This window comes from Rhodococcus sp. 06-462-5, from assembly GCF_002258315.1.
Lineage (GTDB): Bacteria > Actinomycetota > Actinomycetes > Mycobacteriales > Mycobacteriaceae > Rhodococcoides.
Genome location: NZ_NOYD01000050.1, coordinates 222,508 through 247,320, shown reverse-complemented (window position 1 = coordinate 247,320; position 24,813 = coordinate 222,508). Strand labels below are relative to the sequence as shown.

The window sequence follows — 24,813 nt, the reverse complement described above, 5'->3', positions numbered from 1 at the left end:
CTCCCGATGTTGCCGCTGCCGCATCTCGACCGAGAGTTCGACTACCTCGTCCCCGAGGAGATGAGCAGTGATGCTCGGCCCGGTGTGCGAGTTCGGGTTCGGTTCGCGGGCCGATTGGTCGACGGTTTCGTGCTGGCCAGACTGGCCGAGACCGAGCATTCCGGCAAGCTCGGCTGGCTCGATCGGGTGGTGTCGGCGGAGCAAGTTCTGACCCCGGAGATCGCGGAACTGGCCGAGGCAGTGGCCGATCGGTACGCCGGTACCAGAGCGGACGTGCTGCGTCTGGCGATCCCGGCTCGCCACGCCCGCGTCGAGGCAGAACAGGCACCCGTCGTCGAGCCGCCGGTCGAGCCGGCCATCGACCGGGCTGCCTGGTCGGCCTACACCCACGGCTCGAACTTCCTCGACGCGTTGGCGTCGGGACGCGTACCGCGAGCGGTATGGCAGGCGTTGCCGGGTGAGCGGTGGCCGGCGCGGTTGGCGGAGGCCGCTGCCGTGACCGTCGCCGCCGGACGATCCGCGGTGGTGGTGGTACCGGATCAGCGAGACCTCGATCGACTGGAATCGGCCTGCTCGGCGCTGCTCGGTGCCGATCGGGTGGTGGCGTTGTCGGCCGGCTTGGGTCCGGCGAAGCGGTATCGGCAATGGTTGCGCGGTCTGCGATCGGGTCCGGTCGTTGTGGTGGGTACGCGCAGCGCCGTGTTCGCTCCGGTGTCCACCCTGGGCATGATTGCCGTTTGGGACGACGGTGACGACAGTTTCGCCGAGCCCCGCTCGCCGTATCCGCACGCCAGAGAAGTGGCGTTGCTCCGAGCACACGTATCCGGGGCAGCGGTGGTGATCGGCGGACATTCACGGACTGCGGAGGCGGAAGCTCTCGTCGATTCCGGTTGGGCACACGACCTGGTGGCTCCCCGTGAGTTGGTCCGTGAGCGTCAACCCCATGTGGTGGCCTTGGCGGACTCGGACCATGCGCTCGCGCGGGATCCGGCAGCCCGTGTCGCCCGGCTACCCGCGATCGCGTTCGAGGCGGCGCGCGCCGCATTGAAAGCCGATTCGCCTGTGCTGGTTCAAGTTCCGCGCGGCGGATACGTGCCGTCGCTGGCGTGTGCGAAGTGTCGGCACCCGGCTAGGTGCCGCCGGTGCAACGGGCCGTTGGCCCTGCCGTCCGCTCCTGGAAGCGACGGAGCCGGCAGTCCGACGTGCTCGTGGTGTGGAATCGCCGACACCGCGCACCGGTGCACCGTGTGCGGATCACGCAACCTGCGGGCGGTCGTGATCGGAGCGGGCCGCACCGCCGAGGAACTCGGACGGGCATTTCCGGGCGTGCCGATACACAACTCGGGAGGCGCCGCCGTGCTCGACGCCGTCCGACCCGGTGCCGGTCTGGTCGTGTCCACCGTCGGTGCCGAGCCGACAGTCGACGGGGGGTACGGCGCGGCCCTCCTGCTGGACGGCTGGGCCCTGCTCGGCCGGGCAGACCTGCGCGCGGCAGAGGAGACACTGCGTCGGTGGATGACGGCCGCCGCGTTGGTCCGGCCCGGCACGGCAGGTGGCCGAGTGGTCGTCGTCGCCGAGTCCGAGATACCGACGGTGCAGGCGCTGGTTCGCTGGGATCCTCTGTGGCACGCCAGAAGTCAGTTGGACGAACGAGTGGAGGTACGGTTCCCGCCCGCCGTACACGTCGCGGCGATCGACGGAACCACCGATGCGATCACGGCGCTGGTGGAGGGTGCAGATCTGCCCGAGGCAGTGGAGATCCTCGGACCGGTCGATCTGCCGGACGGCCAACGCGCACCCGCGGGCGGCGGTGAGGACGTGCTTCCCGGTGATGTGCAGCGGCTGTTGATCCGTGTGCCGCGCAGCACCGGGGCGGCCTTGGCGCGGGCGCTGGCCGCCGCTCAGGCATCCCGTAGCGCCAAGAAGCTCGGCGGCGGAGTGCGGGTTCAGATAGACCCGATTCGAATCGGCTGATACTGCCGTCCGCGGCAGCCGTGGCCTAAGGTTGCGTCGGGGCGGCGCACGGGGCGCCGATGAGAGGTGGGCCGGGGACATGAAGAGAAGGCAGCTCTTTCGCCGTGCGACAACAGGTTTGGCGGTGGTGATCGGAGCCCGGCTGGTGGCACCCGCCACCGCCGACGCCCTGCCCGGTACCGGCTCGGCGCAGCCGCCGACACCGGCTGTTCCGCTGGACCGACTGCTCCGGATCGTGTCTCTGTCGCACGTCAACGATCCGGCGCTCACCCCGATCTTTCCCGGCGATCCCGAGTTCTCGCTCGAGACGGCGTTCACCGTCGCCGACGACGGCTTCTACCTCCGGTACGTCAAGGAGGGCGAGCACACCGGCACGCACTGGGGAGCGCCCGCACACTTCCAGGAAGGTGGGCTGACCGCCGACCAGCTCGATCCGGAGGATCTGTTTCTGCCTGCGGTGAAGATCGACATTCGTGATCGGGCAGCAGCCGACGCCGACTACGCCGTGACGGTGGCCGACCTGCAGAACTGGGAAGCAGTCAACGGAGCCATTCCGCGAGGGGCGGCCGTCATTCTGTGGACCGGATGGGCGTCACGCTGGGGGACCGATGCATACGCCAACGCGGACGCGGACGGTGTGACGCACCAACCCGGCTTTTCCGCCGAAGCCGCGCAGTGGTTGATCGATACGGGCAGGCTCGCCGACAGAGGTGCCCTCGGTACCGACACCTTCGGGCCCGATCTGGGGAACGACGACACCTATCCGGTGTCGGTCAAGCTCTACGACCGGCGTCGGATCAGCCTGGAGAACCTGACCAATCTGGAGTCGATTCCGGCCACGGGTGCCTACGTACTGGTCGGTGGCCCGATCAACCGGGCCGGATCCGGTTCGCCTGCAACCATTTTCGGTCTGGTACCCAAGCTTCCCTGATCGGAACGACTGGGCACCACGCTGAGTGTGCCCGCGGCGTCGTAGGCGTAGATGCCGGCCTTGCCCGAACGCTTGGCCGTGTACATCGCACGATCGGCGAGCCGCATCAACTCGTCCTCGTCGACGTCGGAGGTGTCGGAGCCGGCCACGGTCGTGCTCTCGTGGGGTGTGCGGTCGAACCGACCGATCTGCACCACGCCCACACACACGCCGACCGACACCGAATGGCCGTCGATCTCGTGCGCGGTCCGCATCGCCTCGGCGATGCGGACCGCCGTCGCGCGACCGGTATCGAGGTCGCCGTACACCAGGGCGGTGAACTCGTCGCCGCCGAAGCGCGCCACCACGCCGTCGACCACGCATAGGTCGAGCCGGCGGGCGAGTTCGACGAGTAGTCGATCGCCGCCGCCGTGGCCGAATCTGTCGTTCACGCCCTTGAAGTCGTCGAGGTCGATCAGCAGCAGGACGGCGCGGCCCCGGCCCGCTCGGGCGTCGTTCACCGCCGATCGAAGGTGTTCGTCGAACGAGGACCGGTTGAGAAGCCCGGTCAGCCCGTCATGGTGCGCGCGGTACGTCAGCTCGGCCTGTGCCAGCGACAGGCTCCGGAGCAGATTGTCGTTCTGAACAAGAGTGATCACCTGGCGCACGAGTGAGAGCAGCACCACGGCCACTCCGAGCACCACGACGGTCGAATCCAGGTCCCCGGTCTGCACGCGCAGTATCGCCAAAACGATCCCTATCGCGCCCATGAGCGCGTACGGCAACAGCAACTGTGTTCGCTCACCGGTGACAGTCTCGGTGTACGCCCGCGCAGTGGTCGGCGATCCGGGCAGCGACGAACCGTGTATCGGCGAGTCGGACGGCGAAGGATTGTCGTCGCCGGTTCTCGGGGCGGCGGCCGCGAGAGCGATGAGTGCAGTGCCTGCGATGAATCCACCGTCGGTCAGAACCGGCATGAAGTTCGCACCGATGGCCACGAGGTAGGCGTAGATGCTGTCGGATATCGCCATCATCAGGATCCCGGCACCGAGCAGGGTGAGCTGCGTTCGGTATCGCGACGCGATCTGCGGGATCACGACGAGCAGCACGATCATGGCCACGAGAACGAGGTCGGTGATGGGATACATGATCGCGACGAGGAACTCGATGGACTCCGATTCCGACGAGTGCACGACCGCACCCAGAACGGTGGCCCAGGAAAGAACGAAAAGTGACCCGACGACGACGGCCCCGTCGAGCAACGACATCACCCAGACATGGCGTGCACCTGCGGCCGCCCGTCGGGGCGAGAGGCCGACGAAGGCGAGCAACGCGGGCACGGCGAAGATCGGGAAGAGAAAGAACCCGACGTCGGCGACCGATGTGGACGGCAGCGGCAGGTCGAGAACGGATCGATAGAACGCCCAGACCGCCATGCCTGCACTCCAACACGCCATCCCCGCGGCCATCAGAACGCGCCACTGCCGTTCGGAGCCCGTCCTTCTCGACGCCGTCCGCCAGCAGACGACCGTCGCGGTGATACCACCTGCGAGCTGCGCGACATCGTCGATCAGTACCGAGATTCGCTGGCCGAGAACGTTGGAGCCGGCGAGCAGGACGATGGCCAGGACGCAGCCGAGAACGACGGTCACGCGTCGCCTCGTCGATCCGGCCACACGGCCCCCCTCGTTCGTGAGCGAGCGCTGTCGAGCCGATCGCTGCGTTCGGTGCGTTCCACGAGAGCTCGTACCGACCGCGTAATTCTAACGAGCGGGAGCCATCCGCGATGCGTTCCTCCGATGGAGAATCGCAGAGGTTGCCTCTGGGTCTTGTCAAAGATCTATTGTCGATATATCGTCGATGTGTCAATCGATAACGAAGGAGAACGACATGAACCACGCATTCGAAGGATTCCCACACGAATTCGGACGCCGCGCAGGCGCACGTCGACACATGCGAGGCGCGCCCTTCCAGATGTGGGTCGCGCAGAGCAACGATCGCGGCCCGTCGGACGGCCACGATCCGAAAGAGCGGGGCCGAGGAAGGAGAGGTCACGGTGACCGGAGCAGGCACGGTGACGGTGGCCCGTTCGGACGAGGACGGGAAGGCATGCGTCCCGGGTTCGGTCCCGGCGGTTTCGGGCCGAACGGAGATTTCGGTCGAGGTCGGGGTCGGGGAGGACGAGGACGTCGCGGGGACGTGCGCGCGGCAATCCTGCTACTGCTCGAGGAACGTCCGATGCACGGATACGAACTGATCCAGCAGATCGCCGAGAAGAGCAACGGCACCTGGAAGCCGAGTCCGGGCTCCATCTATCCGGCTCTGTCGCAACTCGAAGACGAGGGCCTGGTCCTGATCGACAAGGTGGCCGGCCGCAAGACGGCTGCGCTGACCGACGAGGGGCGAACGCACGTCGAGGCTCATCGCGCCGATCTGGGCAGCCCGTGGGACGACGTGGCGGACTCCGTCGGCGTCGACGCCCGGGATCTTCGGGCACTCATCGGGCAGTTGATGGGCGCGGCCGGTCAGGTCGCCGGAGTCGGCACACCGAAACAGGTGGAGCGGGCCGCCGAGATCCTCACCGAAGCACGCAGGTCGCTGTATCGGATCCTCGCCGACGACGCTCCGACCGATCGGGATCCCGACGACACGGTCGACGCCCCCGACGCGACGTGATCGCCACGTGCGGAATCGTCCGCAGCGCTCGCGACTCCCTAGGATGAACACCCGAGATCCTTTCGTCCATCCCAGGGAGTTGCTCGAGTGCGCGTCGTCTTTGCCGGTACACCGGAGCCCGCGGTCCCGTCGTTGCAGCGACTGCTGGAGTCCGAACGCCACGAGGTGATCGCGGTGGTGACCCGGCCCGATGCCGCAGCCGGTCGGGGCCGAAAGACGGCGCGCTCGCCGGTCGGGCAGCTCGCCGACGAGCATGGGATACCTGTGTTCACACCCACGAAGCCGTCGGATCCGGATTTCGTCTCGCAGCTCACCGAACTCGCGCCCGACGTGTGTCCGGTCGTCGCATACGGCGCACTGTTGCCGCAGCCGGTGCTCGACATCCCTCGCTTCGGCTGGATCAATCTGCACTTCTCGCTGCTGCCCGCGTGGCGAGGTGCCGCCCCGGTCCAGGCCGCCATCGCCGCAGGCGACGAGATCACCGGTGCCTCCACCTTCCTGCTCGACGCGGGAATGGACACCGGCCCGGTACTCGGCGTCGTCACCGAGCGGGTGCGCGCAACCGATACGACGGGGGACCTGCTCACCCGCCTGGCGTCGAGCGGAGCAGACCTACTGGCTGCCACCCTCGACGCGATCGAGGACGGGACGGCGTCCGCGCATCCGCAGCCCGAGGACGGGATCTCCTACGCGAGCAAGGTGAGCGTCGACGCCGCACGCATCGACTGGACTCGATCTGCAGCATTCGTCGACCGGCACATCAGATCGGTCACCCCCGCACCGGGCGCATGGACGACGATCGGTGAACTCCGCGTCAAGATCGGCCCGACAACGCAGTCGGAGGACACGTTGGCCCCGGGCGAGATATCGGTGCGAAAGTCCGGCGTGCACATCGGAACAGGCACGGCCGCAGTGGTTCTCGGCGATGTTCAACCGCAGGGCAAGAAGCTCATGAAGGCACTCGACTGGGCGCGCGGCGCTCGGCTGGACGATACGGCGGTAGCGCGATGACAGAACCCGACAGGCCTCGTAAGCGCGAGTCGAGCCCACCCCGCAAGCACGTCAAGAAGTCGCCCGGTGCGCGCGGGCCGAAGGGAAACCGGCCCCCACAGGGAGCAGGACCCCGCGGCGTCGACGCGATCGACCCGGCCCGCCGTGCCGCCCGGGACGTCCTCAAAGCGGTGCGTGAACGGGATGCCTACGCCAATCTGGTGCTTCCGGGCCTGCTGCGAGAGCGCAAACTGGACTCGCGCGACGCGGCACTGGCCACCGAACTCGCCTACGGCGCGTCCCGCGCCCGCGGTGTGCTCGACGCGGTGATCGCCCACGCGGCAGGTCGGCCTGCCACCGAGATCGACGGGCCGCTGCTCGACATTCTGCGGCTCGGCTCCTACCAACTGCTCCGCACCCGAGTGGCACCGCACGCGGCCGTCGCCACGTCGGTGGACCTGGCGCGGTCCGAATTCGGTACCGGCAAAGCAGGTTTCGTCAATGCGGTGCTGCGCCGAGTATCCGAGCGCACTGCGGCGCAGTGGGTGGACGAGCTCGCGCCCGCCGCGGCCGCCGATCCCGTCGGCCACCTCGCGTTCGAGTACGCACACCCCAAGTGGATCGCGCAGGCATTCGCCGATGCGCTCGGTGCCGACGCCGGCGAACTCGCCGCGGTTCTGGAGGCCGACGACGCGCGTCCGTCGGTCCATCTGGTGGCCCGGCCCGGAGAGATCTCCGCCGAGGAATTGGCGCTGATCACCGGGGGAGAGGAAGGCCCCTATTCGCCGTACGCCGTGCACCTCGACGGCGGCGATCCCGGCAAGCTAGACGCCGTCCGGGACGGACTGGCCGGGGTGCAGGACGAAGGCAGTCAACTCGTCGGCCGGGCGCTCACCCTGGCGCCGCTCGTCGGCGAGGACGGTGGACGGTGGCTGGACCTGTGCGCCGGACCGGGTGGTAAAGCTGCCCTCCTCGGTGCCATCGCCGAGATCGACGGTGCCACGGTCGACGCCGTCGAACCGACACCGCACCGAGCCGATCTGGTGTCCAAGACGACGAAGGACCTCCCGGTGACGGTGCACACCGTCGACGGACGAGCGTCCGGACTCGACAGCGGCTACGACCGAGTGCTCGTCGATGCGCCGTGCACCGGACTCGGTGCCCTGCGCCGCAGGCCCGAGGCCCGCTGGCGTCGTCAGCCCTCCGATGTGGCGGCACTGGTGACATTGCAGAAGGAACTGCTGGCCGCGGCGATCGAGCTGGTCCGCCCGGGCGGAGTGGTGCTGTATTCGACGTGTTCGCCGCACCTGTCCGAAACCACCGCCGTCGTCGCCGACGCGGTTCGCCGCTACGGCGTCGAACAGCTCGACACTCGCGAGTTGGTTCCCGGAGTGCCGCAACTCGGCGACGGTACATCGGTGCAACTGTGGCCGCATCGACACGGCACGGATGCAATGTTCATGGCGGCGCTGCGTAAGCCGATGTGACCAGTCAGCCGAGGTGATCTGCAGGCCGGCGATCAGTTGCCGGCCAGGAACGTCTCGGCCACATCTGTCGGGGCGTAGACGAGCCATCCGTCGATGATCAGTTCGCGCAGTTCGTCGTCCTCGGTGTGATCGATGTCGACCAGAACGGCAGCGAACCCGTCGAAGTGCGAGATGGTGAAGCACGCCCGCGGGTGTGCGGCGAGGATGGCTTCCTTCTCGTTCAGATCGGCGGTGCGGACGGCGAGGATCGGCCCGCTGGGCGGGATCTCGCTGCCGAACCGCTTCAGATCGGCCTTGCTGAACGGACGAATCCACGCGAACACGTTCTTGCCCACCGACCACGCCGGATGGCCGTACCGAACACTCTCGGTGACCTCGGGCAACTCGGCGATCACCGCCGTCACCGAATCCATGGTGGTCATGGGCGAACGATACCGCTGGGCTAGGCTCGTCAATCGTGGTTTCCCCGATGATTGCCCCCTCGATCCTGTCCGCAGATTTCGCGCGTCTGGCTGCCGAAGCCGATGCCGTGTCCGGAGCCGACTGGCTGCACGTCGATGTCATGGACGCGCACTTCGTACCCAACCTCACCCTGGGGCTGCCGGTCGTGGAGAGCTTGCTGAAGGCGACGAACATTCCGCTCGACTGCCACCTGATGATCGAGGACCCGGCCCGCTGGGCGCCGCCGTACGCCGAGGCGGGTGCGTACAACGTCACCTTCCACGCCGAGGCGACCGACGACCCGTCCGCCGTCGCACGCGACATCCGGGCCGCGGGAGCCAAAGCCGGGTTGTCCGTCAAGCCGGGAACACCCATCGAGCCGTACCTCGAGATCCTGCGTGATTTCGACACGCTGCTGGTGATGAGTGTCGAGCCGGGCTTCGGCGGACAGTCGTTCATGCCGGAGGTACTCGCGAAGGCGAAAGCCGTTCGAGCACTTGTCGATTCCGGTGATCTCCGACTGGTCGTGGAAATCGACGGTGGCATCAACTCCGACACGATCGAGCAGGCCGCGGAGGCCGGCATCGACTGCTTCGTCGCCGGATCGGCCGTCTACAACACCGCCGACCCCGCAGCCGCAGTGCGCGACCTACGCGACCGAGCCGCCCGCGCATCACACCACCTGTCGTAATGAACGGCCAGGGCGCAGCACTGTCCGTCGCGGACGCCATGGCCCTCGCCGTCGAGGCATCCGAGTCCGCCCGGGGCATCAGCAGTCCCAACCCTGCGGTCGGCGCGGTGATCCTCGATGCCGGTGGCGTCGTCGTCGGCGTCGGCTCGACGCGTCCGCCCGGCGGTCCACACGCCGAGATCGTCGCGCTGGCCGAGGCCGGCGACCGAGCGCGCGGCGGCACCGCGGTGGTGACCCTCGAACCCTGCAACCACACCGGCCGCACCGGACCGTGCTCGCAGGCCCTGATCGACGCGGGCATTGCCGCGGTCGTGCACGCCGTCGCCGATCCGAATCCGCTCGCGTCGGGCGGCGGGACAGCCCTGCGCGCGGCGGGCATTCGCGTCGAACAGGGGATCGGCGAGACGGCGGTGCGGCAGGGGCCACTGCGCGCCTGGTTGCACAAGCAACGCACCGGTCGGCCGCACGTGACGTGGAAATATGCCGCCACCCTCGACGGACGCAGCGCCGCGGCGGACGGCACGAGCCAGTGGATCACCGGACCGCAGGCCCGGGCGCACGTCCACGCCGAGAGAGCCAAGCTCGACGCCATCGTGGTCGGAACCGGCACCGTGCTGGCCGACGACCCGCGACTGACCGCACGACGTCCCGACGGGACTCTCGCGCCCCATCAACCCGTGCGCGTCGTCGTCGGATCGCGGCAGATTCCCGCGACCGCAGCGATCCGTGGGCCGGACGCCGCCACGGTGTTCCTCGACACACACGATCCCGCGGCCGTGATCGACGCCCTCAGCGAGCACACCGACATCCAGATCGAAGGCGGTCCGACGTTGGCCGGAGCATTCCTCGCCGCGGGACTGGTGGACCGTGTCGTGGCGTACGTCGCACCGGCGGTGTTGGGCAGCGGACCCACAGCGGTGGAGAATGCGGGCATCGGAACAATTGCCGACGCAATTCGGTTCTGCACGGAGACAGTCACCATGATCGGCAACGACATTCTGATCGGCGTCGTGCCCGAAGGAGCGAAGTAGATGTTCACCGGAATTGTCGAAGAGCTCGGCGAGATCGTCGCCAAGGACGAACTGCCCGACGCCGCGCGGTTCACCGTTCGGGGCCCGGTGGTGACCTCCGATGCAGGCCACGGCGACTCGATCGCGGTGAACGGGGTCTGCCTGACCGTTGTCGAGGTGCTGCCCGACGGCGGATTCACCGCCGACGTCATGCAGGAAACGCTGAACCGCTCCAGCCTCGGTGCCCTCGACGTGGGTAGACGCGTCAACCTCGAGCGCGCCGCCGCACTCGGCAGCCGGCTCGGCGGGCACCTGGTGCAGGGTCACGTGGACGGCACCGGAACGATCATCGGCCGATCCCCGTCCGAGAACTGGACCGTCGTGCGCATCGCACTGCCCACCTCGGTCGCGCGCTACGTCGTCGAGAAGGGCTCGATCACCGTCGACGGCGTCTCGCTCACCGTCTCCGGACTCGGCGTCGACGAAGGAGCGCACTGGTTCGAGATCTCCCTGATCCCCACCACCCTCGACCTGACCACTCTCGGCACGGCCGAGGTCGGATCGCCGGTCAACCTCGAAGTCGACGTCATCGCCAAGTACGTGGAGCGGCTGCAGACGATCGACGCACAGTAAGTACTGTTGACGTGCACGCAATCGATGGTGCATCGGAGAATTTCCAGGGCGCTGAGCCAGGCCCGAGACGTATGGAGCACACCGTGGTGACCAGGTTCGACAGTATCGAGCGCGCAGTTGCGGACATCGCTGCGGGCAAAGCAGTGGTGGTCGTCGACGACGAGGACCGCGAGAACGAAGGCGACCTCATCTTCGCCGCCGAGAAGGCCACCCCGGAACTGGTCGCCTTCATGGTCCGCTACACCTCCGGTTATCTCTGCGTTCCACTCTCCGGTGAGGACTGCGACCGACTCGGCCTGCCGCCGATGTTCGCCACCAATCAGGACAAGCACGGAACCGCGTACACCGTCACCGTCGACGCCCGCGAAGGCATCGGCACCGGAATCTCCGCCTCCGACCGGGCGGCCACGATGCGACTGCTCGCCGACCCCGACACCGGGGCCAACGACTTCACCCGTCCGGGCCACGTCGTACCGCTGCGCGCCAAGGACGGCGGAGTGCTGCGTCGTCCCGGCCACACCGAAGCTGCCGTCGACCTCGCCCGCATGGCAGACCTGCGGCCTGCAGGCGTCATCTGCGAAATCGTCAGCCAGAAGGACGAGGGCGCGATGGCCCAGACCGACGAACTGCGCGTCTTCGCCGACGAGCACGACCTCGCCCTCATCTCCATCGCCGACCTCATCGCCTGGCGTCGCAAGCACGAGAAGCACGTCGTCCGTGTCGCCGACGCCCGGATCCCCACCAGCCACGGCACCTTCCGCGCCGTCGGCTACCAGAGCATCTACGACGAGGTCGAACACGTCGCACTCGTCCGCGGCGACATCGCGGGCCCCGACGGAGACGGCAACGACGTGCTCGTTCGAGTGCACTCCGAATGCCTCACCGGCGACGTGTTCGGATCACTGCGCTGCGACTGCGGACCACAGCTGGACGCGGCCCTGGAAATGGTCGCCGCCGAAGAACGCGGCATCGTCCTGTACATGCGCGGACACGAAGGGCGCGGCATCGGCCTGCTGCACAAGCTCCAGGCCTACCAGCTCCAGGACGCAGGCTCCGACACCGTCGACGCCAACCTGCAGCTCGGCCTCCCCGCCGACTCCCGCGACTACGGAATCGGCGCACAGATCCTCGTCGACCTCGGCGTCTCCTCGATGCGGCTGCTCACCAACAACCCCGCCAAGCGAGTGGGCCTCGACGGCTACGGCCTGCACGTCACCGAACGGGTACCGATGCCGTTGCGCGCCAACGCCGAGAACCTCACCTACCTGCGCACCAAACGCGACCGCATGGGCCACGACCTGACCGGGTTGGACGAGTACGAAAACGGTCATTCCGCAGGCTCCACTCCTGCCCACGAGAACGGGGCCACCTCATGAGCGGCGAAGGCGAACCCACCCTGCAGCTCGCAGGTGCGAGTGATCTCAAGCTGGCAATCGTCGCGGGTCAATGGCACCAGAAGATCTCCCAGGCGTTGCTCGACGGTGCACTCCGCAAAGCCGAGTCGGCGGGGATTGAGGACGTCACTGTCATCCGTGTGGCCGGAGCCATAGAACTGCCCGTCGTCGCGCAGGCGCTGGCCCGCAACCACGACGCCGTCGTCGCTCTCGGTGTCGTCATTCGCGGGGGCACACCGCATTTCGAGTACGTCTGCGACGCCGTCACGGCAGGCCTGACGCGAGTATCGCTCGACGAGGGCACTCCGGTCACCAACGGTGTGCTCACCACCAACGACGAGCAGCAGGCGCTCGATCGCGCCGGACTTCCCGGTTCTTTCGAGGACAAGGGTGCGCAGGCCACCGCGGCCGCGATCGACACAGCGCTGACTCTCAAGCACCTGCGCCAACCCTGGACGAATCAGGAGTTCACGTGACCGGCAGCGCACCGTCCGCCGAGTGGGACATGGTGGTGAAGTCGCGCAAGTCGGCTCGCTACGCCATCGCGACGGCGGTACTGCTCGTGGTGGCGCACTCGACCGTCGCCGTCCTGCTGAGAGTGTCGCCGACCGGGGTGTACTTCAGAACCGCCGACCAACTCGCGATGGCGGGTATCGGCGTTCTTCTGGGAGGCCTGGCGCTCGTGCTGACGCGCCCGCGCATTCGCGTCGGGCCGGCAGGTGTCGCGGTACGGAACCTGTTGTCGGAGCGTCTGATCGAATGGGATCTGGTACGTGGCCTGTCCTTCCCGGACGGAGCGATGTGGGCCAGGGTCGACATTCCCGACGACGAGTTCATCAACGTGATGGCCATCCAGTCCAACGATCGTGACCATGCGGTCGCGGCGGTACGACAGTTCCGCACCCTCGAACGCAAATACGCACCCGCCGCCTCCGTTCCGGACGTCCCGGCCGATCAGGACTGACGTCGTTCCTCCGCACCACCGCTGAGCTGCGGATGCGGAGAACGTCGGACCCGACGGCTAACGTGGATGCCGTGTCCGACCCCGCTACCTACCGCCCGGCCACCGGAACCATCCCGGTGGAGCCGGGGGTGTACAAATTTCGCGATCCGCACGGTCGCGTCGTCTACGTAGGAAAGGCCAAAAGCCTCCGCAGTCGGCTCAATTCCTACTTCGCAGACATCGCCTCGCTGCATCCACGCACTCGCCAGATGGTCACCACCGCGGCATCGGTGGAGTGGACCGTGGTGACCACCGAAGTCGAGGCCCTGCAGCTCGAGTACAACTGGATCAAGGAATTCGATCCACGGTTCAATGTCCGCTACCGCGACGACAAGAGCTACCCGATGCTCGCGGTGACGATGAACGAGGAATACCCGCGGTTGTTCGTCTACCGCGGACCCAGGCGCAAGGGCGTGCGCTATTTCGGTCCCTACGCGCACGCGTGGGCCATTCGCGAGACGCTGGATCTACTGCTTCGAGTGTTTCCTGCGCGCACGTGCTCGACCGGAGTGTTCAAGCGCCACAATCAGATCGGCAGGCCGTGCCTGCTGGGTTACATCGACAAGTGCTCGGCACCGTGCGTCGGCCGGGTCAGCGCCGAAGAGCATCGCGCCACCGTCGAGGACTTCTGCGATTTCTTGGCCGGAAAGACGGACAAGCTCGTTCGTCAGCTCGAGAAGAAGATGCAGGCTGCGTCCGAGGACCTCGATTTCGAGACCGCTGCACGTCTGCGAGACGACGTCGGTGCGCTGCGCCGGGCTCTCGAGAAGCAGGCTGTGGTGCTCGGCGACGGCACCGACGCCGATCTCGTCGCCTTCGCCACCGATGCCCTCGAAGCTGCCGTTCAGGTCTTCCACGTCCGAGGCGGCCGCGTGCGCGGACAACGCGGCTGGGTGGTGGAGAAGGCAGGAGAGGTGATCGAACGCCAGGACGAGGCCGACCTGCCCGCTCTGGTCGAGCAGTTCCTGACGCAGTTCTACGGCGAGCAGGCTGCCCTGTCCGCACAGGCACCGGGCGGCGACGACGGTGGTTCCAATGCCGTCCCGCGGGAAGTGCTGGTTCCGGTGCTGCCGGACAACGCCGACGAGGTCCAGGCCTGGCTCAGTGAACTCCGGGGCTCGAACGTGACCTTGCGGGTTCCCCAACGCGGCGACAAGAAGGCGTTGGCCGAGACCGTCGAACGCAACGCCAAAGAGGCCCTGCAGCAGCACAAGCTCAAGCGTGCGGGCGACTTCACATCGAGATCGGCTGCGCTGCAGGGCATTCAGGAGGCACTCGATCTGGATTCCGCACCGCTGCGCATCGAGTGCATCGACATCTCCCACGTGCAGGGAACCGATGTGGTGGCCTCGCTCGTCGTCTTCGAGGACGGCTTGCCCCGCAAGAGCGACTACCGCCACTACGCGATCAAGGAAGCGGCAGGAGACGGGCACTCGGACGACGTGGCGAGCATCGCCGAGGTGACCCGTCGCCGGTTCCTTCGGCACTCCGCGGACGGTTCGGCCGAAGGAACCGGGGGCGATCTGGCCCCCGAAGCCGCGTTGGACCCGCAGACCGGCAGACCGCGGAAATTCGCGTATCCACCCAACCTGTTCGTCGTCGACGGCGGTGCCCCTCAGGTGGCCGCTGCCGCGGCGGTACTGGACGAGCTCGGTGTGACCGACGTTGCCGTGGTGGGTCTGGCGAAGCGGCTCGAGGAGGTGTGGGTTCCGGGGGAGGAGGATCCGGTCATCCTGCCGCGGACGAGCGAGTCGCTCTACCTGCTGCAACGAGTCCGCGACGAAGCGCACCGGTTCGCGATCACGTTCCATCGAAGCAAGCGATCGCGGCGGATGACGGCGTCTGCTCTCGATTCGGTTCGCGGACTCGGCGAGTCGCGTCGAACGGCGCTGGTGGCGCACTTCGGTTCGGTCGCCAACCTCAAGCGTGCGACGGTCGCGGAGATCGTCGAGGTTCCGGGAATCGGCGAGACCACAGCGAAGTCGGTGCTGGCCGCGCTGGGTTCCGACACGGACGACGCCGATGTAGGCGATGATGGCACCGCAACTGCAACGACATCGGGCGAGAACACGGCGGAACATGCGATCGCACCGCGTGTGGAATCGGCGGGACAGGCTTCGTAGTGAGCGAACACCAGACACAGAGACATCCACCGTCCGAAGAGCACCTCGACCAGCCCTCCGCGGGGGAGTCGCGGCACGACGAGATCGAAGTGGCGTTGGTCACCGGCGTCTCCGGCGCAGGATTGCGCACTGCGGCCAAGATTCTCGAGGACCTCGGCTGGTACGTCGCCGACAACCTACCGCCGGAGCTCATTTCCAAGATGGTCGATCTCGGACTCGAGTCCAAGCCCAGAATCGAGCGACTGGCACTGGTGATGGACGTTCGAAGCCGCCTGTTCACCGGCGATCTGGGCTGGGTCGTCAAAGAACTCGACTCCAAGGGCGTGCGCAACAGAGTGCTCTTCCTCGACGCGTCCGACGCCGTACTGATCCGCCGATTCGAGTCCAACCGGCGCAGCCACCCGCTGCAGAACGACGGTCAGGACGGAACGCTGACCGAGGGCATCACCGCCGAACGGCTGCGACTCGCCCAGGTCAAGGCGGCCGCGGATCTGACGGTGGACACCACATCTCTGTCCGTGCACCAGCTGCGGCGCAAAATCGAGACGGTGTTCGGTGACTCCGACACCACCGGCGTCGGCGTCACCGTGCAGTCGTTCGGCTTCAAGTACGGCCTGCCGATGGACGCCGACCTGGTCTGCGACGTGCGCTTTCTGCCCAATCCACATTGGGTGCCCGAGCTGCGCGAACACACCGGCCAGGACGCGGACGTGCGCGATTACGTACTGGGGCAGGACGGGGCACGCGACTACCTGCAGACGTACACGCATCTGCTGAATCTGACGATCGAGGGATACGTGCGGGAAGGCAAGAGATACATGACGGTGGCCGTGGGCTGCACCGGAGGAAAGCATCGAAGTGTCGCGATGACCGAGGCACTGGCCGCGATTCTCGCCGATCAGGGTGACGTCTCGGTGCGCGTGCTGCATCGGGATCTGGGTCGCGAATGAGCGAGGTCGACACCGAAGTGCCGGTATCGGGCCTCAAGATCGTCGCGCTCGGCGGCGGTCACGGCCTGTACGCCACGCTGTCGGCGGCCCGGTTGCTCGGTCACGACGTCACCGCCATCGTCACGGTCGCCGACGACGGGGGATCCTCGGGGCGTCTGAGAGCCGAGCTCGGCGTCATTCCGCCCGGGGACCTGCGGATGGCACTGGCCGCGCTGGCACGCTCGGACGAGCGAACGCAGCTCTGGACCGACGTCCTCCAGCACCGCTTCGGAGGCACGGGCGCGCTCGCCGGTCACTCGGTGGGCAACCTCATCCTCGCCGGGCTCACCGAGGTACTGGGCGACCCGATCGCCGCACTGGACGAGATGGTGCGGATGCTCGGAATCGACGGCCGAGTACTCCCGATGTCGCCGATCGCACTCGACATCGAGGCCGACGTCTCCGGTCTGGAGGACGACCCACGCGTGAGCCGCGTCATTCGCGGACAGGTCGCGGTGGCGACGACTCCCGGCAAGGTTCGCCGCGTTCGACTGCTGCCACCCGAACCGCCGGCCTCCGCGGATGCACTCGCTGCGATCGAGAAGGCCGACCTCGTGGTGCTCGGGCCGGGATCGTGGTTCTCCAGCGTCATCCCGCACGTGCTGGTGCCGGATCAGCTCACCGCTCTGGCTCGCACGAGTGCGCCGAAGGTACTGGTGTTGAACCTTGCGCCCGAACTGGGGGAGACCACCGGATTCTCCGCCGAGCGCCATGTCCACGTACTCTCCCAACACGCACCGGATTTGGGAATCGACTACGTGTTGGTCGATTCCGCCTCGGTCCCGGAAGGCAGCAACCGCGAGCACGTGGCGCGGGCAGCGGCCCGGCTCGGTGCCGAGGTCGTCTACGTCGACGTTGCCGAAAACGGCACCCACGCACATCATTACGGCAAGCTTGCTGCGGCTCTCGGCTCCATCGTGTCGTCCACCGACGACACCGCGCCGACTACCGCACGCAGAGAGGGGATCACTTCGTGGCCATGACAGCGGAGGTCAAGGACGAGCTGAGCAGGCTCACCGTCAGTCAGGTCAGTTGCCGCAAGGCCGAGGTGTCCGCACTCCTGCGATTCGCCGGAGGGCTGCACATCGTGGCGGGCCGAGTGGTGGTCGAGGCAGAGGTGGACCTCGGGTCCATCGCGAGACGACTGCGTCGGGAGATATTCGAGCTGTTCGGCTACTCCTCCGATGTACACATGCTCGGAGCAGGCGGGCTTCGCAAGACCTCTCGATACGTGGTGCGCGTCGCCAAGGACGGCGAGGCGCTGGCACGGCAGACCGGTCTGTTGGATCTGCGCGGTCGCCCGGTTCGCGGCCTGCCCGCGCAGGTCGTCGGCGGCACCGTAGGAGATTCCGAGGCCGCATGGCGCGGGGCATTCCTGGCGCACGGTTCACTCACCGAGCCGGGTCGATCCTCGGCCCTGGAGATCAGCTGCCCCGGACCGGAAGCAGCGCTCGCGCTCGTCGGAGCCGCCCGACGCCTCGGAGTGGCCGCCAAGGCACGCGAGGTTCGCGGCACCGACCGAGTGGTCGTCCGCGACGGCGAGGCGATCGGTGCACTGCTCACCCGCATGGGCGCACAGGACACCCGGTTGATCTGGGAAGAACGACGTATGCGACGCGAGGTCAGGGCCACCGCGAACCGACTCGCCAACTTCGACGACGCCAACCTGCGCCGCTCGGCGAGGGCCGCCGTGGCCGCCGCAGCGCGCGTCGAGCGAGCCCTGCACATCCTCGGCGACGACGTACCGGATCACCTGGCCGCCGCGGGCTCGCTCCGAGTCCAGCATCGACAGGCGTCACTCGAGGAACTCGGTCAGTTGGCCGACCCGCCGATGACCAAGGATGCCGTGGCGGGCCGGATCCGGCGCCTGCTGTCCATGGCCGATCGCAAGGCCAAGGAAACCGGAATTCCCGACACCGAGTCCGCGGTCACCGCCGAGCTGCTCGACGAAGCGTGATCGGCCCGATCACGTGATGCGCGCGCTCTGCCTGCGCGCACACTAGGGTGGGAACCGCGTGTGGCACCCCGCACGCAGGCACAATCAGACATCTGTTTTCACAACTTTTAGGAGCGAACAGTGACGATCCGGGTAGGCGTCAACGGCTTCGGCCGCATCGGGCGTAACTTCTTCAGGGCTGTCGATGCGCAGAAGGCGCTCGGTACCACCGACATCGAAATCGTTGCTGTCAACGACCTGACCGACAACGCATCGCTCGCGCACCTGCTCAAGTACGACTCGATCCTGGGTCGCCTGCCGCACGATGTCTCGCTCGAGGGCGAGGACACCATCGTCGTCGGTGGCCAGAAGATCAAGGCGCTGTCGCTGCGCGAGGGCCCGTCCGCACTTCCGTGGGGTGACCTGGGCGTCGACGTCGTCGTCGAGTCCACCGGCATCTTCACCGACGCTGCGAAGGCCCAGGGCCACATCGACGCCGGTGCCAAGAAGGTCATCATCTCCGCGCCCGCCAAGGGCGAGGACATCACGATCGTGATGGGCGTCAACGACGACAAGTACGACGGCAGCCAGAACATCATCTCCAACGCGTCGTGCACCACCAACTGCCTCGGGCCCATCGCCAAGGTTCTCGACGACGAGTTCGGCATCGTGTCCGGCCTCATGACCACGATCCACGCGTACACGCAGGATCAGAACCTGCAGGACGGCCCCCACAGCGATCTGCGTCGCGCCCGCGCTGCAGCTCTGAACGTCGTGCCGACCGGTACCGGTGCAGCCAAGGCCATCGGCCTGGTTCTCCCGCAGCTGCTCGGCAAGCTCGACGGCTACGCGCTGCGGGTTCCGATCCCCACCGGCTCGGTCACCGACCTCACCGCGCTGCTGAAGAAGTCGGCCTCCGCCGAGGACATCAACGCTGCGATGAAGGCTGCTGCCGAGGGACCGCTGAAGGGCATCCTGAAGTACAACACCGATCCCATCGTGTCCTCGGACATCGTCACCGACCCGCACTCGTCGATCTTCGACGCGCCGCTGACGAAGGTCATCGACGACCAGGTCAAGATCGTCTCCTGGTACGACAACGAGTGGGGCTACTCCAACCGCCTCGCCGACCTCATCGGTCTCGTCGGCAAGTCCCTCTGACACCGATGGCTGTCAAGACACTGCAGGATCTGCTCGATGCCGGTGTCGAAGGCCGTGGCGTCCTCGTGCGATCGGACTTCAATGTCCCGCTCGAGGACGGCACGATCACCGATCCCGGCCGTATCCAGGCGTCGATCCCGACTCTTCGGGCTCTGGTCGAGGCGGGTGCCAAGGTCATCGTCACCGCGCATCTCGGTCGTCCCGACGGCAAGCCCGACGCGAAGTACAGCCTGGCTCCGGTCGCCGCGAAACTCGGCGAACTGCTGGGACGCCACGTTCAGCTGGCGGGCGACGTGGTGGGCCAGGACGCCGAGGCTCGCGCCGAGGGTCTGACCGACGGCGACGTACTGCTGCTCGAGAACATTCGCTTCGATCCGCGCGAGACCAGCAAGGACGAGTCCGAGCGAGCTGCTCTGGCCCGTGAGCTCGTTGCTCTGGCGGGCGACGACGCGGCGTTCGTCTCCGACGGATTCGGCGTCGTGCACCGCAAGCAGGCGTCGGTCTACGACGTGGCGCAGTTGCTGCCGCATTACGCGGGCACCCTCGTCGCTGCCGAGGTCGAGGTGCTGGCCAAGCTCACCGAGGACGCTGCGCGTCCGTACGCGGTGGTGCTGGGCGGCTCCAAGGTCTCGGACAAGCTCGGCGTCATCGAGGCGTTGGCCCCCAAGGTCGACACCCTCGTCATCGGCGGTGGCATGGCCTTCACTTTCCTTGCCGCGCAAGGATATTCGGTCGGAAACTCGTTGCTGCAAGAGGATCAGATCGGGGTCTGCAAGGACCTGCTCGAGCGTTTCGGCGATGTGATCCATTTGCCCGTCGACATCGTCGTCGGAGACAAGTTCGCGGCAGACGCCGAGGCGAAGACCGTCAAGGCGTCCGAGATTCCGGACGGCTGGATGGGCCTGGACATCGGACCGGATTCGGTCAGTCGTTTCGCTGTCGTTCTCTCCAACGCCAAGACCGTCTTCTGGAACGGACCGGCAGGCGTGTTCGAGTTCGACAAGTTCTCGGCCGGCACCAAGGGCATCGCCGAAGCGATCATCGGAGCCACCGAGAAGGGCGCGTTCAGCGTCGTCGGTGGCGGCGACTCTGCGGCTGCGGTGCGCACCCTCGGACTGCCCGACGACGGCTTCTCGCACATCTCCACCGGCGGCGGTGCATCCCTCGAATACCTCGAAGGCAAGCAGCTCCCCGGCCTATCCGTCCTGGAGGCGTAACGCATGGCACGTAAGCCGCTCATCGCGGGCAACTGGAAGATGAACCTCAACCACCTCGAGGCCATCTCGCTGGTGCAGAAGATCGCTTTCTCGTTGCCCGAGAAGTACTTCGACAAGGTCGACGTGACGGTGCTCCCGCCGTTCACCGACATCCGCAGCGTGCAGACCCTGGTCGAGGGCGACAAACTCCTGCTCACCTACGGTGCGCAGGACGTTTCGTCCGAGGACAAGGGTGCCTTCACCGGCGAGATCAGCGGATCGATGCTGGCCAAGCTGGGGTGCACCTTCGTCGTCGTCGGTCACTCCGAACGACGCACGCTGCACAGCGAGGACGACGCGGTCGTGCTGGCCAAGACGAAAGCGGCGCTGAAGAACGGCCTCACCCCGATCGTGTGCATCGGAGAGGGTCTGAACATCCGCGAGGCGGGCGAGCATGTGGCCTACAACGTCGCGCAGCTGCGCGGGTCACTCGACGGACTGTCGGCCGAGGACATCTCCAAGGTCGTCATCGCCTACGAGCCGGTCTGGGCGATCGGAACCGGCCGGGTCGCGTCGGCGTCGGACGCTCAGGAAGTGTGCGGCGCCATCCGCGAGGAACTGAAGTCGCTGTCCTCCGACGAGGTCGCCGCGGGCGTCCGCGTGCTGTACGGCGGCTCGGTGAACGCGAAGAACGTCGGCGAGATCGTCGGTCAGCCCGACGTCGACGGCGCACTGGTCGGTGGCGCTTCGCTCAAGGCCGACGAGTTCGCCACGTTGTCGGCCATCGCTGCAGGTGGACCCCTGCCCTGATCGGCCACCGTCCACGCGGCAACCAACGGTTTTCGGACACCTCGCTTCGGCGGGGTGTCCGAAGTCGTTCGCGGGGCCAGGTAGGCTGCTGAAGGCATCGAATCGAGTTTGAGGTGGACATGGATCTGTTTCTGGATATTCTGCTGGTCATCACCAGCCTGGCACTGATCTTGCTGATCCTGCTGCATCGCGGCAAGGGCGGCGGATTGTCCAGTCTGTTCGGTGGCGGAGTGCAGTCCAGCCTCTCCGGTTCGACCGTCGTCGAGAAGAACCTCGATCGCCTCACGGTCTTCACCGGCATCATCTGGCTCATCGCCATCCTCGGTATCGGTCTGGAGATCAAGTACACCTGATCGAATCCGGCTCCGAGTGCGAGTTGGTGACGGAGCGACGATACTGGGTGGATGAGCGAATCCTCCTACGAGTCAGTCGGTTCCCCAGCCTTCGTCCCACCGACAGCTCAGGGTCGGGAGTTGACAGAGCCTCTCCGTGAGGACATCCGCTACCTCGGCGGCATCCTGGGCGAGATCGTTCGCGAGCACGAGGGCGAGGACGTTTTCGACCTGATCGAGGCCGCGCGTGTCGAATCCTTCGCGGTACGCAGATCCGAGATCGAGCGTGACGATTCGGTCGGACGCTACACCGATGTGGAAGTGGCACAGGCAGTTCCACTCATTCGCGCGTTCAGTCACTTCTCCTTGCTTGCCAATCTCGCCGAGGACCTGCACCGCGAACGTCGTCGCGCGATTCACCTCGATCGCGAGGATCCGCCGCAGGACAGCAGCCTCGACGCCACCTGGCTCAAGATCGATGCCGCGGCACCGTCGCGCGAGCAGGTGGCAGCCGCTCTCACCGATGCTCTGGTGGCTCCGGTGATCACCGCACACCCCACCGAGACACGTCGCCGGACCATCTTCGACGTGCAGTCGAAGATCACCGAGCTGATGCGCCGCCGCGATGTTGCCACTGCGGCGGTCGAGGGCAAGGCCGCCAGTGCGGCGAAGGAACTGGCGGCCATCGACGTGCAGATCCGCAGGCAGGTGCTGACCCTGTGGGAGACAGCTCTGATTCGGTTGTCGCGGTTGCGAATTCAGGACGAGATCGAGGTCGGCCTCCGGTACTTCGAGTCGTCTCTCTTCGACGTCATGCCTGCCCTCAATGCGGATGTGCGTGCCGCGCTGCGCGCACGGTGGCCCGAGGACGACCTGCTGCCGCGCCCCATCCTTCGCCCCGGTTCCTGGATCGGCGGCGACCGCGACGGCAATCCGAACGTCACCGCCGACGTGGTGCACACGGCGACACATCAGGCCGGCTACGTAGCGTTCGAGCACTACCTCGACGAACTGGTCGGGTTGGAGAAGGAACTGTCGATGTCCGCGCGCCTGGTGGACGTCACCGAGGACCTCGCGGCTCTGGCCGGCGCATCGGCCGAACCGGACGATCGCCGATCGGACGAACCGTATCGGGTCGCGGTGGTCGGCATCCGGGCTCGGCTCACTGCCACCGCCGAGGCGGTACTCGACGCGGTGCCGGTCTCCGGCATCGACCTCGGAGCGAAGAAGTACGACGGCCCGCAGGACATCCTCGACGACCTCGACATCATCGACCGGGCACTGCGCGCCGACGGTGATGCGTTGATCGCCGACGATCGACTGCTCCGGCTCCGACAGTCGGTCGAGACGTTCGGATTCCATCTGCAGGCGTTGGACATGCGGCAGAACTCCGAGACCCACGAAGAAGTGGTCGCCGAACTGCTGGCATGGGCCGGTGTACACCCGGACTACATGTCCCTCGGCGAGGACGAGCGGGTCTCGGTGCTGTCGCAGGAACTTGCGACCAGGCGGCCGCTCGTCGGCCCCAACGCACAGCTCAGTGAGCTCGCCACCAAGGAACTGGGCATCGTCAGGGCCGCCAAGGAGGCCATCGATCACCTGGGACCCGACACCATCCAGAACTACATCATCAGCATGTGCCAGTCGGTCAGTGACATGCTCGAGGCGGCGTTGCTGCTCAAGGAAGCAGGCATCTTCGACCCCGGCACGGACGGCTCGGCCCCCACGTCGACCGTCGGAGTCGTTCCGCTGTTCGAGACCATCGAGGATCTCCAGCAGGGCGCTGCGACCTTGCTCGCCACGCTCGACGTTCCGATCTACCGCGCGCTGGTGGCAGGACGCGGCATGAATCAGGAAGTCATGCTGGGGTACTCGGACTCGAACAAGGACGGTGGATACCTCGCGGCGAACTGGGCGCTGTACCGCGCCGAGCTGGATCTGCTCGAGGCCTCACGCAAGACGGGAATCCGGCTCCGGCTCTTCCACGGTCGCGGCGGTACCGTCGGCCGCGGCGGCGGTCCCAGCTACGACGCGATCCTCGCGCAGCCGCCCGGAGTGGTGCAGGGATCGCTGCGCCTCACCGAACAGGGCGAGATCATCGCGGCGAAGTACGCCGAGCCGTCCATGGCGCGTCGCAACCTCGAATCCCTGGTTGCCGGCACGCTCGAGTCGACTCTGCTCGATGTCGAGGGTCTCGGAGACGGCGCAGAAGCCGCGTACGACATCCTGGACGACCTGGCCGCCAAGGCACGTGCTGCATACGGACGTCTGGTGCACGAGGAGCCCGGTTTCGTCGAGTACTTCCGCACGTCGACGCCGGTGGCCGAGGTCGGGGAGCTGAACATCGGCTCGCGTCCGGCATCCCGTAAGCCGACCAACTCGGTGTACGACCTGCGTGCCATTCCGTGGGTGATGTCGTGGAGTCAGTGCCGCGTCATGCTCCCCGGGTGGTACGGAACAGGATCGGCGTTCGAGGAGTGGGTCGGCGGCGACGATGCCAAGCTCGAAGTGCTGACCGACCTCTACCGGAAGTGGCCGTTCTTCCAGACCGTGCTGTCCAACCTGGCGCAGGTCATGGCCAAGTCGGATCTGGGCATCGCGGCTCGGTACGCGGAGTTGGTTCCCGACGCAGACCTGCGTGCGCGGATCTTCGGCATGATCGAGGCCGAACACGCAACGACTGTGCGGATGTACCTGAAGATCACCGGTCACAGTCGCCTGCTCGAAGACAACCCGTCGCTCGAACGCTCCGTGCACAATCGGTTCCCGTACCTCGAGCCGCTCAATCAGATGCAGGTCGAGATGCTCCGGCGCTACCGTAGCGGTGACGACGACGAACGCGTCAAGCGAGGAATTCTGCTGACGATGAACGGTCTCGCGACGGCTCTGCGCAACAGCGGTTAGTCCCGTACGAGGGGCGAGGAACCGGTCGGCGGTCGATCGCGTCCAACGAGGTATGAGGCAGTGCAGCAGCTCGACGGACACCTGGCGAAACGGATCCGCCTACCGCGCGAGCGGTAGGCGGATCGGTTACTCGACAACAGGACGTGTCCGGTG

At 66.8% G+C, this 24,813-nt stretch carries 22 protein-coding genes; 20 read left to right on the top strand and 2 right to left on the bottom strand.

Annotated features, from left to right (window positions below; translation table 11 throughout):
- Positions 1–6 precede the first annotated feature (6 nt).
- The gene (locus CH251_RS22790) at positions 7–1,974 is read left to right on the top strand and encodes a primosomal protein N' (protein ID WP_179273404.1); all 1,968 of its coding nucleotides are present in this window, start codon (positions 7–9) and stop codon (positions 1,972–1,974) included.
- A 79-nt stretch (positions 1,975–2,053) separates the two neighbouring features.
- A complete protein-coding gene (locus tag CH251_RS22785) occupies positions 2,054–2,905 on the top strand; it encodes a cyclase family protein (protein ID WP_094615184.1) in 852 nt (283 codons plus the stop codon).
- On the opposite strand, the gene CH251_RS22780 is transcribed toward CH251_RS22785, so the two are convergent.
- Positions 2,821–4,536: a GGDEF domain-containing protein gene (locus CH251_RS22780; RefSeq protein ID WP_256979246.1), complete on the bottom strand. Its 1,716-nt coding sequence runs from the start codon at positions 4,534–4,536 to the stop codon at positions 2,821–2,823. The two genes, CH251_RS22785 and CH251_RS22780, sit on opposite strands and share 85 nt — an antisense overlap.
- A gap of 301 nt (positions 4,537–4,837) precedes the next feature.
- Between CH251_RS22780 and CH251_RS22775 the strand changes: the two genes are divergently transcribed.
- The 3 genes from CH251_RS22775 (at position 4,838) to CH251_RS22765 (ending at position 8,037) form a co-directional block, all read left to right on the top strand.
- Complete coding sequence (locus CH251_RS22775; RefSeq protein WP_094615333.1) at positions 4,838–5,560, top strand: PadR family transcriptional regulator; 723 nt, start codon at positions 4,838–4,840, stop codon at positions 5,558–5,560.
- Between the two features lie 87 nt (positions 5,561–5,647).
- On the top strand, positions 5,648–6,571 hold the full coding sequence (gene fmt, locus CH251_RS22770; protein WP_094615182.1) for a methionyl-tRNA formyltransferase: 924 nt from the start codon (positions 5,648–5,650) through the stop codon (positions 6,569–6,571).
- Positions 6,568–8,037: an RsmB/NOP family class I SAM-dependent RNA methyltransferase gene (locus tag CH251_RS22765; protein ID WP_256979244.1), complete on the top strand. Its 1,470-nt coding sequence runs from the start codon at positions 6,568–6,570 to the stop codon at positions 8,035–8,037. The genes fmt and CH251_RS22765 overlap by 4 nt, the downstream gene beginning before the upstream one ends.
- 32 nt (positions 8,038–8,069) lie before the next feature.
- Here CH251_RS22765 and CH251_RS22760 read toward each other — a convergent pair whose 3' ends face one another.
- Positions 8,070–8,459 (bottom strand): MmcQ/YjbR family DNA-binding protein, encoded by a 390-nt coding sequence (locus CH251_RS22760; RefSeq protein ID WP_094615180.1) that lies wholly within the window; start codon positions 8,457–8,459, stop codon positions 8,070–8,072.
- Between the two features lie 35 nt (positions 8,460–8,494).
- Here CH251_RS22760 and rpe point away from each other — a divergent pair, with 35 nt between their 5' ends.
- The 15 genes from rpe (at position 8,495) to ppc (ending at position 24,660) form a co-directional block, all read left to right on the top strand.
- A complete protein-coding gene (rpe, locus tag CH251_RS22755; RefSeq protein WP_094615179.1) occupies positions 8,495–9,169 on the top strand; it encodes a ribulose-phosphate 3-epimerase in 675 nt (224 codons plus the stop codon).
- Positions 9,169–10,200 carry a bifunctional diaminohydroxyphosphoribosylaminopyrimidine deaminase/5-amino-6-(5-phosphoribosylamino)uracil reductase RibD gene (gene ribD / locus CH251_RS22750; protein ID WP_094615178.1) on the top strand — a complete coding sequence of 344 codons (1,032 nt, stop codon included), beginning with the start codon at positions 9,169–9,171 and terminating at the stop codon, positions 10,198–10,200. Before rpe ends, ribD begins: the two co-directional genes overlap by 1 nt.
- Positions 10,201–10,812, top strand: coding sequence for a riboflavin synthase (locus CH251_RS22745; protein ID WP_094615177.1), 612 nt, complete (start codon positions 10,201–10,203; stop codon positions 10,810–10,812).
- Between the two features lie 86 nt (positions 10,813–10,898).
- Positions 10,899–12,188 (top strand): bifunctional 3,4-dihydroxy-2-butanone-4-phosphate synthase/GTP cyclohydrolase II, encoded by a 1,290-nt coding sequence (locus CH251_RS22740; protein WP_094615332.1) that lies wholly within the window; start codon positions 10,899–10,901, stop codon positions 12,186–12,188.
- Positions 12,185–12,682 carry a 6,7-dimethyl-8-ribityllumazine synthase gene (gene ribH, locus CH251_RS22735; RefSeq protein WP_032398003.1) on the top strand — a complete coding sequence of 166 codons (498 nt, stop codon included), beginning with the start codon at positions 12,185–12,187 and terminating at the stop codon, positions 12,680–12,682. Before CH251_RS22740 ends, ribH begins: the two co-directional genes overlap by 4 nt.
- A 29-nt stretch (positions 12,683–12,711) precedes the next feature.
- Positions 12,712–13,170 (top strand): PH domain-containing protein, encoded by a 459-nt coding sequence (locus CH251_RS22730; RefSeq protein WP_094615331.1) that lies wholly within the window; start codon positions 12,712–12,714, stop codon positions 13,168–13,170.
- A gap of 71 nt (positions 13,171–13,241) precedes the next feature.
- On the top strand, positions 13,242–15,332 hold the full coding sequence (gene uvrC, locus CH251_RS22725) for an excinuclease ABC subunit UvrC (protein ID WP_094615329.1): 2,091 nt from the start codon (positions 13,242–13,244) through the stop codon (positions 15,330–15,332).
- The gene (rapZ, locus tag CH251_RS22720) at positions 15,332–16,282 is read left to right on the top strand and encodes an RNase adapter RapZ (RefSeq protein ID WP_373454978.1); all 951 of its coding nucleotides are present in this window, start codon (positions 15,332–15,334) and stop codon (positions 16,280–16,282) included. Before uvrC ends, rapZ begins: the two co-directional genes overlap by 1 nt.
- A complete protein-coding gene (gene yvcK / locus CH251_RS22715; protein ID WP_094615176.1) occupies positions 16,279–17,304 on the top strand; it encodes a uridine diphosphate-N-acetylglucosamine-binding protein YvcK in 1,026 nt (341 codons plus the stop codon). The genes rapZ and yvcK overlap by 4 nt, the downstream gene beginning before the upstream one ends.
- Positions 17,295–18,278 carry a DNA-binding protein WhiA gene (gene whiA, locus CH251_RS22710; protein ID WP_094615175.1) on the top strand — a complete coding sequence of 328 codons (984 nt, stop codon included), beginning with the start codon at positions 17,295–17,297 and terminating at the stop codon, positions 18,276–18,278. Before yvcK ends, whiA begins: the two co-directional genes overlap by 10 nt.
- Before the next feature lie 120 nt (positions 18,279–18,398).
- Positions 18,399–19,418, top strand: coding sequence for a type I glyceraldehyde-3-phosphate dehydrogenase (gene gap / locus CH251_RS22705; RefSeq protein ID WP_037189380.1), 1,020 nt, complete (start codon positions 18,399–18,401; stop codon positions 19,416–19,418).
- A gap of 5 nt (positions 19,419–19,423) precedes the next feature.
- A complete protein-coding gene (gene pgk, locus CH251_RS22700) occupies positions 19,424–20,635 on the top strand; it encodes a phosphoglycerate kinase (RefSeq protein WP_032377823.1) in 1,212 nt (403 codons plus the stop codon).
- A gap of 3 nt (positions 20,636–20,638) precedes the next feature.
- Positions 20,639–21,424, top strand: coding sequence for a triose-phosphate isomerase (tpiA, locus tag CH251_RS22695; RefSeq protein ID WP_094615174.1), 786 nt, complete (start codon positions 20,639–20,641; stop codon positions 21,422–21,424).
- Between the two features lie 119 nt (positions 21,425–21,543).
- Positions 21,544–21,777, top strand: coding sequence for a preprotein translocase subunit SecG (secG, locus tag CH251_RS22690; protein ID WP_032398009.1), 234 nt, complete (start codon positions 21,544–21,546; stop codon positions 21,775–21,777).
- A 51-nt stretch (positions 21,778–21,828) separates the two neighbouring features.
- On the top strand, positions 21,829–24,660 hold the full coding sequence (gene ppc / locus CH251_RS22685) for a phosphoenolpyruvate carboxylase (RefSeq protein ID WP_094615173.1): 2,832 nt from the start codon (positions 21,829–21,831) through the stop codon (positions 24,658–24,660).
- Positions 24,661–24,813: the final 153 nt, after the last annotated feature.